Source organism: Flagellimonas algicola (genome assembly GCF_005937185.1).
Taxonomy (GTDB): domain Bacteria; phylum Bacteroidota; class Bacteroidia; order Flavobacteriales; family Flavobacteriaceae; genus Flagellimonas; species Flagellimonas algicola.
In genome coordinates this window covers 584,969-600,804 of the sequence record NZ_VCNI01000002.1, presented here as the reverse complement: position 1 = coordinate 600,804, position 15,836 = coordinate 584,969, and the positions used below count along the sequence as shown (strand labels likewise).

Below are 15,836 nucleotides of genomic sequence, written 5' to 3'. Positions count from 1 at the left end.
CAATTCAAGATGTGTTTTTGTAGCCACAAAAACAATCTTGCTTTGCTCCCGTAGGTCGCAAAGGAGGAAGAATGAAAAGCAAAGTCATAAGGTTCAGGTGTACCATATTTGAGCAGAAATTGCTGAAAGTCAAGGCTAGAAATGCAGGACTTTCTCTTAGCGAGTATTGCCGAAGAGCGGCGTTTGATGATAGAATAATTGAACGGCTCACAGAAGACCAAATTGCAATGTATAAAATGTTGATAAGCTACCAGAACAACTTTATCCGTATCGGTAATATGTTCAAAAAAAGAAACCCAAAACTTTCCGAAGAAGTTACCCTGTTGGCAAAAGAAATCAAAGACCATTTGTACAATTTCAAGAAATGATTGGGAAAGGAAAGTCCATATCGCATACAAAGGCTTCCATATCCTACGGATGGAACCAAGAAAAAGAAGCAGAGATCATTTACAAAAAACATCTGATGGGAGAGACCCCAAAAGAAATTGCCCAAGAGTTCAAGATAATCCAAGACCAAAACTGCAGATGTAAAAACAACACCCTGAGTTTCGTACTGAGTCCAACGATTGAGGATGGGAAACATCTCACTAAAGAACAATTCAACGAACTTACCCAAAAGTTCCTTCAAAAAATGAAATTGGAAAACAGACAGGCCATTGCTTTTGTACATCGAGACAAACAGCATATCCATATACATCTCTATGTGAACCGCATCGGATTTGATGGCAAAGCCTACAATGACAGCTACATCGGAAAGCGAAGCCAACACACAGCAGGACAAGTTGCCAAGGAAATGGGATTGACAACCGTGAGGGAAGTACAACAAGAAAAAATAAACGAGCTAAAACAAATTCGCCAACAAATAAAGAACATCCACCAAAAAGTGCTGCAAGAACATCGGCCCCAGAACTTTGACCATTACATCCACCACATGAAGCGAGAAGGAGTAAAGGTCATTCCCAGTATCAACAAACAGAACAAACTGCAAGGCTTTCGATTCGAGTACCAAGGATACAACTTAAAAGGAAGCGAAGTACATCGTTCCATGTCAGGAGGCAAACTGGCCTTGGAGCTTTCGAAGAACACAACCCAAAGTCTCACATTAAAACAAGGAAAAGCAATCGTATTGTTTGGAAGGCTGATCGAACTCAGTACCAACCTTGCTTTGAAGATAGCAAAACATGCTATAAAGAAAACGCTAAAAAAAGGAATGGATATAGGATTTTAAAACAAAAGAACAATGGCAAAATTAGATGAGATTACGGCGGTACTGACCGAAGAATTGGAAGGGTTTAATAATACCGTCAATAAAATTGAGCAATTGACCAAGGAATTGAACAGCTCACAGCTCCAAACCAACATAGCAAGAATTCGCGAAGAAGTATCAAGATTAAAACAAGATCAAAACGACCATTTTAGAAATCAAAGGACGACCATAGTAGAGTTGGTAAAAAAAGTGAACAGAGCGAAACTGACTCCTAAATGGTTATTGGGTCTGTTCTGTATTTCGTTAACGATTACTATGGTGGTATTGGGCTATGCCATTTTTCAAATCAACAACAATGAACTTCAATCAAGGGAATATCAAAAAGGTAAGAATGATACCATGCATCACATACAGCTTTTCTTTAAGGCACACCCAGGAGCCGCAAAGGATTATAAAAACTGGTTGTCGGAAGAGACCAAATACCAAATACAAAAGTAGGTTGCGCCCTATTTCGATTTTACTTTACTCTTAGCTGCCTGCACGCTATAAAATCGAAATAGGATCCACGCGCAAAGTTTAAAGGTAAGATTTTGGGGGATGAAAAGTGAAAACCCAATATTTTCTTGTGCCCCAACTTTAAGCTTCTCCAATACTCTCTTTTAAGTGCCAGAATAAATTATGCAGGATATCATAGTAATTAATAATAGCAAATGAGCTTAAATTGTAATTGAACTGAAAAAATCTATTAAGAAAGCTTTTAATTTAAAATATTGAGCGAATTGTTATTTGAAAATACATCAGGGTTATAAAGGAACTTGTCTTTTTGTTAATTATCATGTTGATAATTAGTTTAATAAGATTGAGTTAAACCTGATTTTTTTGCCGTTGTTTAGATGGATTAATGTATTTGGTATAATCATGGCATTTCTAGCAAACGAAGAATTAAAAAAGTTATTGAAAACGTGTATCTCAGAAAATAAATTTTCTGAAGACAATTTGCAAAATGCTTCATATGAGCTGACACTAGGGAATGAAGTTTACACGAATAATGATAGTGTAAAAACTATATTGTACGACGAGAAACCTCAGTTTGAATTAAAGCCTGGGCAATTTGCCATACTGATAACGGATGAAATTGTAAAAATTCCTGCGGAATATATAGGCTTTATATCATTAAAGTTTGGATTTAAGTTTAAGGGATTGGTAAATATCTCAGGATTTCATGTGGATCCAGGTTTTCAGGGAAAACTAAAGTTCTCGGTATACAATGCGGGATCGAAGAGTATTATTTTAGAGAAAGGTTCTCCCTATTTTGTTTTATGGATAAGTCAACTTACTTCAAAGCTGAACAAACAGCAAGAATATAATGGTTCTCATAAGAATCAATCATCAATTACTCCAGATGATATAATGAAGATTCAAGGAGATCTTTTGGATAGAAATACACTTAAGAATCTTATCGATGAGAATGCAACAGCAATTGAATTAAATAGAATTCAGAGAAATGGTTTTTGGTTAAATGTTAGATGGATTTCAGGCATAGTTATTGGACTTTTATTAACTTTAAATATTGGAATTTGGTTGAACAAAAATAAAAAGGACAATGCGTTAAGAGAAGAGATAAAGAACACCCAGGCTCCTAAAGAAATTAAAAATATCTTGGCAAATATGAATGTTGATAGTGTTATCAGGAATGAAATCGACTTAGATGTTGCAAAGAAAAATGCTGATGTAGGCAAGAACTTGGATAGTATTCTAAATCAAAAAATTGATAGTATAATAGGAATAAAATTTGATGAAATAAGAGTAAATAAGGACAGAAGTGAATAAAGATAATGACATATCCGCTCCGTATAATTTTTCAAAAAACGAAAAATTACCTAAATCTTTTGTCGTTCATTTTAAAGAAAAAAAGAATGAATCGGTAAGAATTACCGTAGATGATATTCAAATAGGTGATGTGATAGATGACAACTCCTATGAAAAGGATTTCTACAGATATCATGACGTTTTCCACTATACTTTTGCTACTTTGCTCGATTGGTCTCCTTGCACTAGAGCGATGCTAAAAAGAAAAAGAAAGAGCATACCTATTATCGACGCGTATGAAGATGGTGCAAGAGCTACAATTACTGAGGAAGCCATATCTTTAATTTTGTTTAACGAAGCCAAGCGAACAAATTACTTTAAAGAAAAAAAAGTCAGTAAAGCCATACTCAAAATCATAAAGCAAATGACTGAACCATTCGAAGTAAGAACTAAAACTGAAAGAGAATGGGAATATGCAATTTTAAAAGGATATCAACTTTTCAGCAAACTTGTTGAAAATAGGGGAGGGAAGATTAGATTTGATGCTTACAACAGGGAAACTGTATTTATGCCTTAAACTATTTCAAGCGAAAATCAAGAAGCATATAAACTAGCCTGATGCTAGTTTTTTTTACACAAACGTAATTTGGAGTTATTAATTAAGAAAAAATTGCCCAAAACTTCTGTGGTGTATGATACATATTGGAAGTTTGCAACAGAGAGACAAAACATTTTTTTTAATAGAATTAATGAAAGAGAAATCTTAACTAATGATAAAATTCTATTAGATTATAAGTTTACAAATGCTTATAGGGCCTCCGATAGAGTAAGTCAATACTTAATCAAAAATATAATTTATAATCATTCCCAGAATCCAGAAGAAGTCGTATTCAGGATTTTAATTTTTAAAACTTTTAACAAAATAGAGACGTGGGAACTTTTGGAAAAACGAATCGGAAGAATAGAATATGCCACTTATAATTTTGATTTATACGATAGGGTTTTGACTGAACTCATGGATTCTGGAACTTCCATTTATTCAGGAGCATATATAATGACTTCAGGCAGAAGTTTTTTCGGATATTCAAAAAAGCATAGAAATCATCTTAGTCTAATTGATTTTATGATTAAAGATAATTTGGTTGAAAAGATAATTTCATGTGTAAATATGAGTGATCTTTTTAAGCTGTTAAAATCTTATCCAACGATTGGTGATTTTTTGGCATACCAATACAGTATCGATATAAATTACAGTCAAATCTGTGATTTTGATGAAATGGATTTTGTGCAACCGGGCCCTGGTGCATTGGATGGAATCATAAAGTGTTTTTCAGAATTTGGTGAATATAACGAAGCTGATTTAATAAAATTTGTGACCGACAGACAAGAAATTGAATTTGAAAGATTGGAGTTGGACTTTAAAAATCTATGGGGAAGAAGACTACAGCTAATAGACTGTCAAAATCTTTTTTGTGAAGTAGATAAATATTCTAGGGTAGCCCATCCAGAAATAGAAGGACTGTCTGGTCGAAAAAGAATAAAACAAATGTTTAAGCCAAAAAATAGCCCCATAAGCTACTGGTATCCTCCAAAATGGGGTATAAATGACGAAATCGGTACTAGCTCTCAGCTATAACATAGGCCATTGAACAATTCGAAGAATGTGTAATGCTGACAAACCATTTATTTATACCCAAATCGAGTGATAATTTTTTTACTTCTCCTTTTAGTATAATTTGTGGTTTCCCACTTTTTTGTTGAATAATTTCTATTTCATTTAAGGATATCCCATCATACATGCCAGTTCCAAGACACTTCAAAACGGACTCCTTGACAGCAAATCTTCCGGTCAAGTACGTTAATTTACCTAGCTTATGATAGCTCTCTATTTCTCGTTTAGAAAAAATCCTGTTCAATATCTTTTGATTTGAATTCCAGCCGAGCTTCTCTGCTATGCTGAAATCTGTGATATCACAACCAACACCTATAATCATAATTGTATTAAATATCTAGTGATTTTTTAAACTCATCCAATACCTTCTGAGCATCATTTTTAGTCAACCTATCTAACTGCTCTACTCCAACATAACAGTTGAATCTTTCGAAATACAGATTAGATTCTTTTGCAACAAACTTTCCAAGATTAATTAGCCCTAGCCAGTTTCCGTAAGCTCGTCTATACAAATGCTGTATTGCGTAAAAACTATTTAATATAAGACCATTATTCTTTGTTTTATAAAATGTTACATGCTGCAAACATGGAAATCCTTGGTACATGGCATTTGTGTGATCTTTTTCGGGATTGAATATTGATGCCTGTAATTTTGACCTCCTTTTGTTCTTCGAATTTTGTTGTAAAGAGGATATTACTATTTCTAACTGATTTATTTTCCTGTCCTTTCCGTCAAATGCAATAAGCCTTTCGAAATATGTTCCATTTTTATTGCTAGGGTCAATTTTCTTGATACGAATTATATTGTTCAAATATTCATTGTACAAAGCATCCCTATCTTCATTGCAATATTGATACAATGATTGAGGAAAGATTGTTTCAGAAACTGTCTGTATTGGAGCCAGATTTGAAGAAATTAGTTTGGAATTTAGTTCTTTCTTTATTTCTAGATCTTCATGAAAACCAGTAATGCTTAAGATAAGTGGGCATATCTCTTTGCCTGGATTCTCAATTATGTAATTAAGGACTTTAAGCCAGGCTATGGATAAGTTCGTTTCTTCTATTAGTATGGGTGTGGTCATAAATGTTTTATTCTAAATGTCTATATTCTGATAACCCAACATAGTTCTTAGGTTCAATTCTAACTTCAATTTTATGACTAAAGTTTGGAGAGCTAACTTTTGAGATACCACTTTTACAAGCCATATGCACTATTCCTAAATCAGTTGTTCCCAATTCTTTTAAGTAATGTGTATTGACTTCTGCCTCGAAAGGAGCTATTAAGTAGTTTGAAACTTCTAAATCTAGAATGGGCGGTTGACTATGATTGTCTAAATATTTGAAATGAGACTTTTCAATATTTGCTGAAAAAAATGTATTCAATAATTTTGCAGGAGTGTACTTCAAAAGTTCTTTCGCTTTAGTATTATTGATTAGTTTATTCACTTTGCAGTGATATACTAGGGTATGGTATCCCACTCCGAAATATGAACTAATGACAAAATAGTTTAAAGGATTGGCAGTTTTAGGATTGAGCTTCCTTTTTGCAAACTCCTTTTGTAAACCGGCCAACGGCATTAGTAAGGAAGAGGCAAAAGCATTAACAAGTAGTTCTTCCTTATTTTGCTCCAAAGAATATTTCCTGTCATAGTCTAAACCATCTATTTTAGAACCATGACCATAACAATGATGTCCAAATTCATGCGCACAGGTAAAAACTCTTCTAGAAAATGGTCGTTCATTTGATAATAGAATAGTTGGCATATTGTGGTTATCGGCCTTTACATATATCCCTTCCATATTAATATTTACAACCCTTACTGTCACGTTAAAGTGTTTACATGTATCATAAATATTTATAGGCTCGTACATATTAAGTCCCAGTCGGTTTCTAACTTTTGCAGAACTTTTTATTGCACTTAAAAAGATACTTTTCATATTGGTTATTTCGGCAAAATCTTTAGAATATCAATCAACTTTTTAATGTCTTCTTGTTTGTATTTCTCAAGTTCTCTAGCGGCAAACATTAAGCTAGGGTCTATATTTCCATCATCTTCTAGCAATAACCAAGAAGGATTAACTTTATATAGGTCAGCAAATTGAATAATTTCTTCTGCACTCACTTTTCTTCTTCCAGCTTCAATCTCTGAGATTGTTGGTCTTTGAATATTCAATAGATTCGCCGCTTGTTCCTGTTTTAGACCAGATTGCAGGCGTGCCTCTTTTAACCTTTTGGCAATTCTTTCTCTATCAGATAATTCATATTCTTTCGAATCCATATTACTTAGCTATTTTAATTAGTTTTAATGATGCTTCTCTAATCGATAACTGACGATTATCAGCCTTGTCATGAAAAATGTAACAGTTCTCTGGAATGGCAACTTCTAAGACATCTTCAAGTTCAGCCATTACAGAAATCAGTATTTGACTGCTGATGCCTATATCGTAAGGACATGTATTTACAGTTACATTAGCATTTAACTCCAAATTGCTGTTAATCTCTTCAACAATTTTTTTTATTTGATTCTCAACATATTCTAATTGCAAATCCATATCATGTAAGATTATGTTACAAATATAGTAATTATTTGTTACAGTAAGAATATCTTACAAAAAAAGATAAAAATGTAATAATTATTTACTTGATGTTGGATAAAATGAGTAGGATAGATTTTACGTTAAACCTGTTACAAAAGAAGTTGGACTGCATTATCCAATATTGCATTATCTAGTTCTTTTAGGTAAGCTTGGGTAATCGCTAAATTTTGATGTCCAAGGGATTCACTTATGATATCAGTAGCGACGCCCTTTTGTTTTAAACAGTTGGCAAAACTATGTCGAGCAACATAGCTACTAATGTTCTTTTCTATTCCACAGAGTTTCGCTAGCTCTTTTAATTGCCTATTGTATATTCCTAAAACCTTGTGTTTTCGGTTAGCTATTTGAGTATGGTCTAGATTTTCTCTTAAAAGGATAGGGAATACATATTTTGTGCCTCGGCCATTAAGTTTATAATAATCTAAAATATCCTGTACAGGAGTGACGATTTTAATACTAAAATTTCCCTTAGTCTTTGAACGAGTATAATAAATGTAACCTGAATGGATATTTTCCCATTCCAATTCCATCATATCTTTAAAATTCATTCCTCGCGTATAAAAGCTAAAAACAAAATAGTTCTTTGTATTCATCAAATGAGGATAATCGGTTATATCAAGATTTATAATACTCATGACCTCATTAAAGTCCAAAGCTCTTTTAGCTGCTTTTCCCTTTAACTTGGAAAGCTTGTATGCTCTGAAAGGATAATGGCTTTCTTTTGTGATACCTCTTTGAATGGCCATGTTATAAATTGCCCTTATTGCTCTCATCTTAACACCAATTCCACCATCGGTACCACCTCTAGATCTCAAAAAAACCTCATATTTATTCAAGAAATTCGGGTTAAGTTCTTTGAATGTTAACCTTTGAAATTTATTGAATATTTTCACGGAGGTTTGAGCGTCATAGTTCACTTTGGCATTGCCAATTCGTCCAGCTCGTTTTTGCTCATCAATAATTTCATTCCAAAAGGCAAAAACATCTTGTTTTATCGGATTGTATGTAACTCTATATTTTCGGTCAAAATCATAAATTGAATAATCAGGGGTGTCAATTTCCAATTCTGTAATGACTTTAAACGCCCTTTGCTTAAATTTCAATAACAACCGATTATTTTGAACATAGTTGTCTTTTCGCTTGTTGAAACTCCCAGTTGTGACTACCCATTCATCAATTTTAGAACTGAAAGGCGTTTTGTAAAATTTGGATTGACGTTCCTTTGTGACCCGTAGGAAAATAGGATAACTTCCATCAGCCAATTTTTTCTTCCTTAAGACTATTTTTATCGAAGCCATATTTATATGAATTTTGAATGCCCTTCGATATTTGGGTACAACATGGGTACAACAAATAGGCTATTAAATGTAGACGTTATGTAACCAAAAACAAAGCCAAAATCTGTAAAATATTGATAATAAGAACAAAAGAAAACAAATGTAATTAAATGAAAATCAACATTTTGAGACTGTTAATCAGAGGGTCCTTGGTTCGAGCCCAAGAGGGGGAGCAAAAAAAGAAAAGAGCCGCACTTTAGTGCGGCTTTTTTGTTTTAAGAGGGGTGGGCGAGAAGTTTATCCCGAGTGCAGTTGAGGGGAGCCCAAGAGGGGGAGCAAAGCGAGACAAAACCATCCACGGAAGTGGGTGGTTTTTTGTTTGAAAGAGCTTGGGCGAAAAGCTAATTTATTTTAACAAGCTCACTGGAGGTCCAGTTGTGGTATTTTAAGAGGTAATGGAAATAGCAGTTTTACTTTGAAAAATGGAAAATACTTGAGTTTTTGGGCTAAGTTTGAATGCTGATGAAAAGTTTAATACAAGATAAAATCTTGTTGTAGCGTTTGATGTATATTGAAAAAAGAACAAATAGAACAATGGACATAATAAACCTTATAATAGGAATTATATTGGTACCTGCTGGCGTGATAATATTTGTAAAATATGGTGAATATCGAGCAAGGAAAAAGCTTGGTGGTTTGACCTTTAAGTATATTACGTTTTGTTTAGGAATGGTAGCAATTGGCTGCTATCTGGTAGTTACGGAAATTTTGAAGGTAATCTAATATTCTGTTTATTACTTTGCTTCCTTCCGCTACCGCCAGTTTACAACTGGTGGTTTCAACATAATAAAATTATATTGCCACAAGATGCACCTGTGCTGAGCAAGTTGAAGTGATCTTGAGGTAGCTAGGGGTAATTTTTTAACCATTCCGCTCCTTAAGACGTTTTAATAGGTCAACAATGTGCTGCTCCGCGTGAGTTCTCATTTTTAATTCAAAATGCCAAATGGCATCTTTTTCAGTTGTATTTTCCATTCTCCATTTTATTTCCAACAAGTCCTTGATAATATCGGTTAAATCGTCCAATTCATCACCAATTCCGATTTCAACATTCGGTTCCATTTGATTAGTATCTAAAATTGTGCTGTACCAACCAAAATCAGGAAAATTGAATTTTACATTTTTAAGAATTTTCTTGTAATCGAAGTCTGGTTCTTCTTCAAAATCTCCATCATCAAATTCAGGCTCCACATTTAGGAACTCATGGTAAATTCCTACTAGTTGTTTTTTCAGAATTTCGGTATTATCATCCAATTCCACATTTGGATTGGTTCCGAACTCAGTAATTCCGTCAATTAATTTTCTTAGCTCGCTCAATTTTATTGGTTCATTCAAATGTTTTACAACTTGTGTACATGGAGACATAACATGAATCACCCCCGCTCCCCAATCTCCTCCAAACGCATTTTGGAACTAAAATCATGCTTAATTATTACCATTGTTACCCACTAGTTGTTTTATCAAAAAAAGTGTCCCATAAGGTGTGCAACAATTTATTCAAGGTGTGCATCTTTTCCAGCCTATTAATTCATCCAATTAATATAAAAAATATGAAAATAACCATTTCTTAAAACATGGTTAGGGGTGGTCAATAATTTTTGAGGCAATTATTCGATATTGTTTTGCCTCATCTTCAACATTTGCTATTACTAATTTTTTTGTGAATCCGTCAATATCTAATTTAAATTCAACGCCATCGTATAAAATTACACCGTCTTCTTTGGTATACTTAAATAAACGTGAAACAGGAATTTCCATTAAGTCTCTCCAGCAATAGGTGTTTAAGGTAATGGTCTTTATGTCAATATGTCGACCATCTGCTACTAATTGATAACAACTAGACCTATTCGTGAAATTAAATTTGAAGTTTTTGAAATCCCAATTTTCTTTTCCCACAGAGATAGAATCGAAAAAATTCTCTGGTATTGAATTCCAAAAGATGTTATTTAGACTTACTAATTCGCCCGTGGGATTAGTTCTATAGATTTTATCAATTGGACTTGCAGTCAGATATTGTTTCATATTTTCTTTATCCTCATCACTAATTTCTTCGCCTTTATAAAGATCAATACTGACTTTGGTGAGCTCATATCTTTTATAGGTAAGAGTCATTACCTCTGCTTTAAACCAAGATGCTACATCTTCTTGATTAATATCTTCGAAATTTCTTAAAACAAGGCCATTGAGTTTTGCTTTCTTTTTTGCCGGTTCGGAAAAACCAGACGAAGAAATCAATACTGCTTTATCAGCATTAATTGAGTTTACCTTGCCAATTACTTCTTCAACCCATGGTGTCCCCTGTATGGCTTTTCTATCTCTGCACTCAAGGACAATAAGTAAAGGTATTGTTCCTACCTTACATCTAATGCTAATATCAACTTCTCTAGGTTGACCGGTATCCTTATCTTCAATGTAATCTGGTGAAGTAACGGTAGCATTTCCTGGCAGCTCGATGGATTCCAGAAATTTGACAAGTAGCTCAAGCTTTCTTCCTTTTCTAGGCATTTTATTTGTACTTATATGGGTAAATTGATTTATTCATTTTTTTAATACACACCAACTTGTTTATATAGATGTAAAATACGTAGTTACTGATTCAAACAAGAATAGTATGAGAGATTTTATGAGTTTATACTAGTCTTGTTCTAGTAGGTTATAATGTAAACCCAAAATAAATGGTAAATTAATACAAGAATTAATCCAATAACATTAATCACTTTTTTTGATTTTAGTGACATGCGCAGTACAAAATCAATTATTAGACCTATTATTCCAAGTCCAATCAAAAGTTGTCCGCCCAGAACACCCCACCCTTCGAATCTATTTAATTCATCCCATCGGATTAGCATGTAGATACTCCAGAAGATTATTGAAAGGAATGAAAAGGCGTTAAGAACGGTAATTTGTTTCTTCATTTAAATTATAATATCTAGAAAATCAATATATTCCGTAACCTTTAAATGGAATTCTTCCACCCCATAATTCCCCATTGAAAGCAACTTCTTTTCTCTGTCTGCATATTCGCGCATGGAAATACCATTGCTGTGTTCTAGATAGTTTGGCCAAAGCACTTGTTTGAAGTCCTCGGAATTCTGGATTTTGTCTGCGAGGTTGAACGGAGAGATCAAATTATTGGACTATTATAAATTATCATCGATATAAGGTCGTGCAATTTTGTTTATCATCAAAATCCATTTGATCTTGACATGGTCAATTTTACTATAGTTGGGCAAATATGTTCTCAACCGGTTGCCATTTATTGCCAATTCAATGGAGTACCCATATTGATGTGAAGCGTTATAGGATCTTTTTGTGGCTGGGCCAATGATGTCCATGAAATTTGAAAGGAAAAAACCAAGTATAGATTTTAGTTCGGGACAAACCTATTGGGTAGAATCTTTATATCCGTTATTATAAGCAGTTTTTATTGCCTTGACAAATCCTTGTCCATTCTCTATCCAGAAATATAGGTTGGTCGCCTTATTGCCCTTACCATTGCTGCAATGATAACATGCTTGTAATACTGCGTTAATCCTTCGGCTATTCAATTCAGTTTTGAACTCTGCCACCACCCGATCCATTTCAAATGTAAATGTGGGTTTTTCCACACTATTAGTTCACCCATTAAATACTAAAAATCATGAACAAAAATGCCATAAAGGTATTGTTTTTACTAGCTAAAAATAGGCCTAATAAGATGGGTAAATGCACATTAAAGTGTAGAATTACTTACCATAAAAAAAGAAGAGAGTTTTCAACTGGTCAATTTATAAATCCAAACCATTGGAATAATAGGCATCAGTATGTTGAACCACCAGAACCGGACAATGAGTTTATAAACACCCAATTGAACCTGATTAGAACAAAAATTAATCAGGTTTTTTTATGGCTTCAAGTGAATGAGGCACACTTTACTGTAGAGGACATATATAGGCTTTATAAAGGCGGGAAAACACAAAGGCAGTACAATGTTATTGAGTTCTTTGAACGTTACTTAGAACGCCTTAAAACCCTTGTGGGAATTGATATTAGACTGGTAACTTGGAATAAACACATGTATGTTAAAAATGATCTTGAATGTTTTATTAAATGGAAGTTTAAGACTAATGATTTTCCTTTAAAGAAAATTGAATCTAATTTCCTAAATGAACTTGAATATTACTTTAAAACTCAGCAAAAAATACAGCAAGTAACTATTAATAAAAAAATACAACGCTTTAGAAAAGTAATAAAGATGGCTGTGGCTGAAAACTATTTGGACCAAGATCCTTTCCATTCCTATAAACCAAAACGAGTCAAAAAGGAGATTGTATTCCTGACCAAGGAGGAATTGAAAGCATTGGAAGAATATGATTTTGTACAACCAAGGTTGGAATATGTAAGAGATTTATTCATTTTTTCATGCTATACTGGACTGCCTTATAGTGAGACCATGTCTCTTAGACCTCAGCATATACAGACTTCTTTTGACAGGCAGTTATGGATTTTCGTCAAGAGAAAAAAGACCTCAGACAAACTCTCTATACCTCTATTGCCGCAAGCATTAAGACTGATTAAAAAGTATAGGATTGAAAACAACAGTATATTTCCGAGAATTAGTAATCAAAAAGTCAACTCTTACTTAAAAGAGATTGCTGATATTGTGGGAATAGAAAAACGAATTACTCATCACACGGCAAGAAAGACATTCGCCACAACAATATTATTGGGTAACAATGTCCCAATGGAAATTGTAAGCAAAGTACTTGGTCATTCAAGTATAGGTATTACTGAGAAATATTATGGTAAGATTTTAAATACTGTGATAAGTAAGAGTTTCTCACTTTTGTTAGAAATAAACAATGAAGAAAGGGAATAAATTGTTATTTTTCAATTGATTAAACTTCATATCCCAACCTGAACCCATTCAAATTGAAAGAAAATACAATAAGAACAATACTATGCTATGCTTTCATACTTTCCCACTTTGGAATAATACTGTATTTAGTATATCTACATTTTTATAACGAATGGATTAATGTCGGAGATTTCACCGCTTCCATTGCAATATTAACACCAGCTTTTACCATTACAACCACAGCCATTTTGAAATATGTTATAGATAATCGCAGTATTGAATTGAGTAATGGTGAAACTGCTAATTCAATGTTTGTTTTTGTCTCGTTTTTCATCCCAATAGTTTATATCCTATCATTAATATTTATAATAAACCGTCAAACGTTAGAGCCAATTAATGACTATGTAGCAGTTTTAGGAATTTTGGAAAGCTTATTTGGGATATATATTGGATATGTTATAAGGTCATTGTTTGATAAGAAATCAGGACAGTGATTTTCTTGTTATTGTTTTACTTTAATTATGTTGTAAAAGTGATTAGGTGATATAAAAGAATGCGGAAACTTTACTTTATTCTCATATTTATTTTTTTACCTGCCATTTCTTTTAGCCAAGAAGGCATTGTGTTATCCAACTCCCTTCAATTTAATAGATTCTTAATAAACCCGACGTTTTCAATTGTACGGGAGGACAAATCCTATATCAATTTATTCTATAGAAACCAATCTGCACCTTTTGATGACAACAACCGAGTTTATTTCTTGAGCTATAGCAGTAGGGTTAGCGATAGGAGCGGGGTTGGAATAAGCCTTTTTGCTAATAAGGAGGGACTGTTCAACAATTTAGGTGCACAAACAAATTTTTCATATGGAATACACCTAAGTCCAAAAAGCGACTTGACTTTTGGTGCCAATATTTCATACTATCAAAGTTCGATAATTCAAAACAGGGTTAATTCTATTGACGGAGCTCCTCAAATGGACACTTTGGAAGATGGCTCTTTGGTTTTGTTTCAACCTGGTTTTAATTTTTCATATGGAAATTTTGATTTTGGCGCCTATGCGGAAAATCTTTTTGACTATAACCTAAGGACTAGCGAATCGATAACAAAGTTCAACGAAAAAACCTATTCTGGTCATCTACAGTACACCCATCAGTTCAAAAATAATGGTGGAATTCTGGAGCAAGGCAGATTGATGTCTTTGACCCGTGTAAGAAAAACAGGGGAAAAGAATATCACTTTGGGTGGAAACCTTGTCCTTGATGTTCCAAAACTAGGGTGGATTCAAGCGGGATATGATGATTTCTATGGAGCTTCCGCAGGTCTTGGTTTCAATTTGAACAAAAACCTTTCCATTGGTTACACGGTTGAAAAAGGATTGTCCAGGAATTTTGAAAACTTCGGCTTAAGCCATGAAATTTCTTTAGCCTATGTGTTTTCTCCTAATTTTACCGAGGACCGCGTTCTCTTGGACAATGAAGAAGATCTTGTTGGCGAGTTTATAGAGGAAAACAAGTTAAGTGCGAAAACCTCAGAAGGAAACACAAGAGAAAGATTAAAATTTGAAATTGGTTTCATTAATTACATTATAGCGAATCAGGATTTGATAGATTCTAGATTGTATCGAGAAATCGTTGAAGAGGTAGGACATGAAATCCAAAGGCTCTCAAACCAACTGAATCAAAATATTACTCAGGATACTCTGGAAAATGTTAATCTTGAAGGGAATCAATATGTTAGATATTTTTATATCGAAAAGGATGTGCCGGCTAAGGAGAAAAATGAAATTTCCCTGGACGAAGAAGATTCTTTTGAAGGAGTGCCTTTACAACCAAAACAATTGAAGGTTAGGGCTGACTTAAATAATACCGGATTAGAGCAAGTAGAAGGGTTCAAATCAACTAGCATAAAAAATGAAATGGAATCTTATTATGAATCTAAACTTATCGATTTCATAGAGCTTTTCTGCCATGACAAAGGATGTAAGAATCAACTTCTAATTGACACTGATGCTAACGAAATTCTTTTCAAGCAAGTTAAGGGCCTTGTTTCCAGAGAAGAAAACGTTTGGGAATCAGTTCAGATACTGTACAATTTAATTTTTGTGGGAGGTGGGAATGACTGGGGGATTTTACATATTTATATTTCAATAGACGGTAAATATGTTAATCTAAGACCAGGAGGGACTGCAAGTAAAGTTTACATAGAAGAGAATGGTAGAGATTTTGAAACAAGCTCCTACAAAATTCACCTTAAAGAATTTGGACAAAACATACTCGAAGATTTCGAAATTTATTTAATACAGAAGAAGTTAGGGTTAAGGTAGATTAGAAAACAATTATTTAAGCGGTTTAATTGTCAATAAAACAAAGTATA

Annotated in this window: 17 protein-coding genes; 9 read left to right on the top strand and 8 right to left on the bottom strand. The window is 33.6% G+C overall.

Annotated features, from left to right (window positions below; translation table 11 throughout):
* Positions 1-71 precede the first annotated feature (71 nt).
* The 6 genes from mbpA to FGG15_RS11495 all read left to right on the top strand — a co-directional run bounded on the left by mbpA (position 72) and on the right by FGG15_RS11495 (position 4,652).
* A complete protein-coding gene (mbpA, locus tag FGG15_RS11520; RefSeq protein WP_138836347.1) occupies positions 72-368 on the top strand; it encodes a mobilization protein MbpA in 297 nt (98 codons plus the stop codon).
* A complete protein-coding gene (locus FGG15_RS11515) occupies positions 365-1,228 on the top strand; it encodes a relaxase/mobilization nuclease domain-containing protein (protein ID WP_138836345.1) in 864 nt (287 codons plus the stop codon). Before mbpA ends, FGG15_RS11515 begins: the two co-directional genes overlap by 4 nt.
* Before the next feature lie 12 nt (positions 1,229-1,240).
* Positions 1,241-1,705, top strand: coding sequence for a DUF6730 family protein (locus FGG15_RS11510; protein WP_138836344.1), 465 nt, complete (start codon positions 1,241-1,243; stop codon positions 1,703-1,705).
* A gap of 420 nt (positions 1,706-2,125) precedes the next feature.
* A complete protein-coding gene (locus tag FGG15_RS11505; protein ID WP_138836341.1) occupies positions 2,126-3,037 on the top strand; it encodes a dCTP deaminase in 912 nt (303 codons plus the stop codon).
* Positions 3,030-3,593 carry a nucleotide pyrophosphohydrolase gene (locus FGG15_RS11500; protein ID WP_237561812.1) on the top strand — a complete coding sequence of 188 codons (564 nt, stop codon included), beginning with the start codon at positions 3,030-3,032 and terminating at the stop codon, positions 3,591-3,593. Before FGG15_RS11505 ends, FGG15_RS11500 begins: the two co-directional genes overlap by 8 nt.
* Before the next feature lie 69 nt (positions 3,594-3,662).
* Positions 3,663-4,652, top strand: coding sequence for a nucleotide kinase domain-containing protein (locus FGG15_RS11495; RefSeq protein WP_138836339.1), 990 nt, complete (start codon positions 3,663-3,665; stop codon positions 4,650-4,652).
* On the opposite strand, the gene acpS is transcribed toward FGG15_RS11495, so the two are convergent.
* From acpS to FGG15_RS11455, 8 genes are all read right to left on the bottom strand, one after another.
* A complete protein-coding gene (acpS, locus tag FGG15_RS11490; protein ID WP_138836337.1) occupies positions 4,636-5,010 on the bottom strand; it encodes a holo-ACP synthase in 375 nt (124 codons plus the stop codon). The genes FGG15_RS11495 and acpS overlap by 17 nt on opposite strands.
* 7 nt (positions 5,011-5,017) lie before the next feature.
* Positions 5,018-5,770 (bottom strand): thymidylate synthase family protein, encoded by a 753-nt coding sequence (locus FGG15_RS11485; RefSeq protein ID WP_138836335.1) that lies wholly within the window; start codon positions 5,768-5,770, stop codon positions 5,018-5,020.
* Between the two features lie 7 nt (positions 5,771-5,777).
* On the bottom strand, positions 5,778-6,626 hold the full coding sequence (locus FGG15_RS11480) for an ImmA/IrrE family metallo-endopeptidase (RefSeq protein ID WP_138836333.1): 849 nt from the start codon (positions 6,624-6,626) through the stop codon (positions 5,778-5,780).
* Between the two features lie 5 nt (positions 6,627-6,631).
* Positions 6,632-6,967 carry a helix-turn-helix domain-containing protein gene (locus FGG15_RS11475; protein ID WP_138836331.1) on the bottom strand — a complete coding sequence of 112 codons (336 nt, stop codon included), beginning with the start codon at positions 6,965-6,967 and terminating at the stop codon, positions 6,632-6,634.
* A gap of 1 nt (position 6,968) precedes the next feature.
* On the bottom strand, positions 6,969-7,241 hold the full coding sequence (locus FGG15_RS11470; protein ID WP_138836329.1) for a hypothetical protein: 273 nt from the start codon (positions 7,239-7,241) through the stop codon (positions 6,969-6,971).
* A 134-nt stretch (positions 7,242-7,375) separates the two neighbouring features.
* A complete protein-coding gene (locus FGG15_RS11465) occupies positions 7,376-8,584 on the bottom strand; it encodes a site-specific integrase (protein WP_138836327.1) in 1,209 nt (402 codons plus the stop codon).
* A gap of 900 nt (positions 8,585-9,484) precedes the next feature.
* Positions 9,485-9,940, bottom strand: coding sequence for a DUF5063 domain-containing protein (locus FGG15_RS11460; protein WP_138836325.1), 456 nt, complete (start codon positions 9,938-9,940; stop codon positions 9,485-9,487).
* A 261-nt stretch (positions 9,941-10,201) separates the two neighbouring features.
* Positions 10,202-11,128: a restriction endonuclease gene (locus FGG15_RS11455; RefSeq protein ID WP_138836323.1), complete on the bottom strand. Its 927-nt coding sequence runs from the start codon at positions 11,126-11,128 to the stop codon at positions 10,202-10,204.
* Between the two features lie 1,135 nt (positions 11,129-12,263).
* Between FGG15_RS11455 and FGG15_RS11450 the strand changes: the two genes are divergently transcribed.
* Genes FGG15_RS11450 through FGG15_RS11445 form a run of 3 tightly spaced genes read left to right on the top strand, consistent with a single transcriptional unit; the run spans position 12,264 to position 15,786 of the window.
* Positions 12,264-13,481, top strand: a complete 1,218-nt coding sequence (locus FGG15_RS11450; protein WP_138836321.1) for a site-specific integrase — start codon at positions 12,264-12,266, stop codon at positions 13,479-13,481.
* Positions 13,482-13,534: 53 nt separating this feature from the next.
* Positions 13,535-13,954 carry a hypothetical protein gene (locus tag FGG15_RS20315; protein WP_237561811.1) on the top strand — a complete coding sequence of 140 codons (420 nt, stop codon included), beginning with the start codon at positions 13,535-13,537 and terminating at the stop codon, positions 13,952-13,954.
* Between the two features lie 59 nt (positions 13,955-14,013).
* Positions 14,014-15,786, top strand: a complete 1,773-nt coding sequence (locus FGG15_RS11445; RefSeq protein WP_138836319.1) for a PorP/SprF family type IX secretion system membrane protein — start codon at positions 14,014-14,016, stop codon at positions 15,784-15,786.
* Positions 15,787-15,836 lie beyond the last annotated feature (50 nt).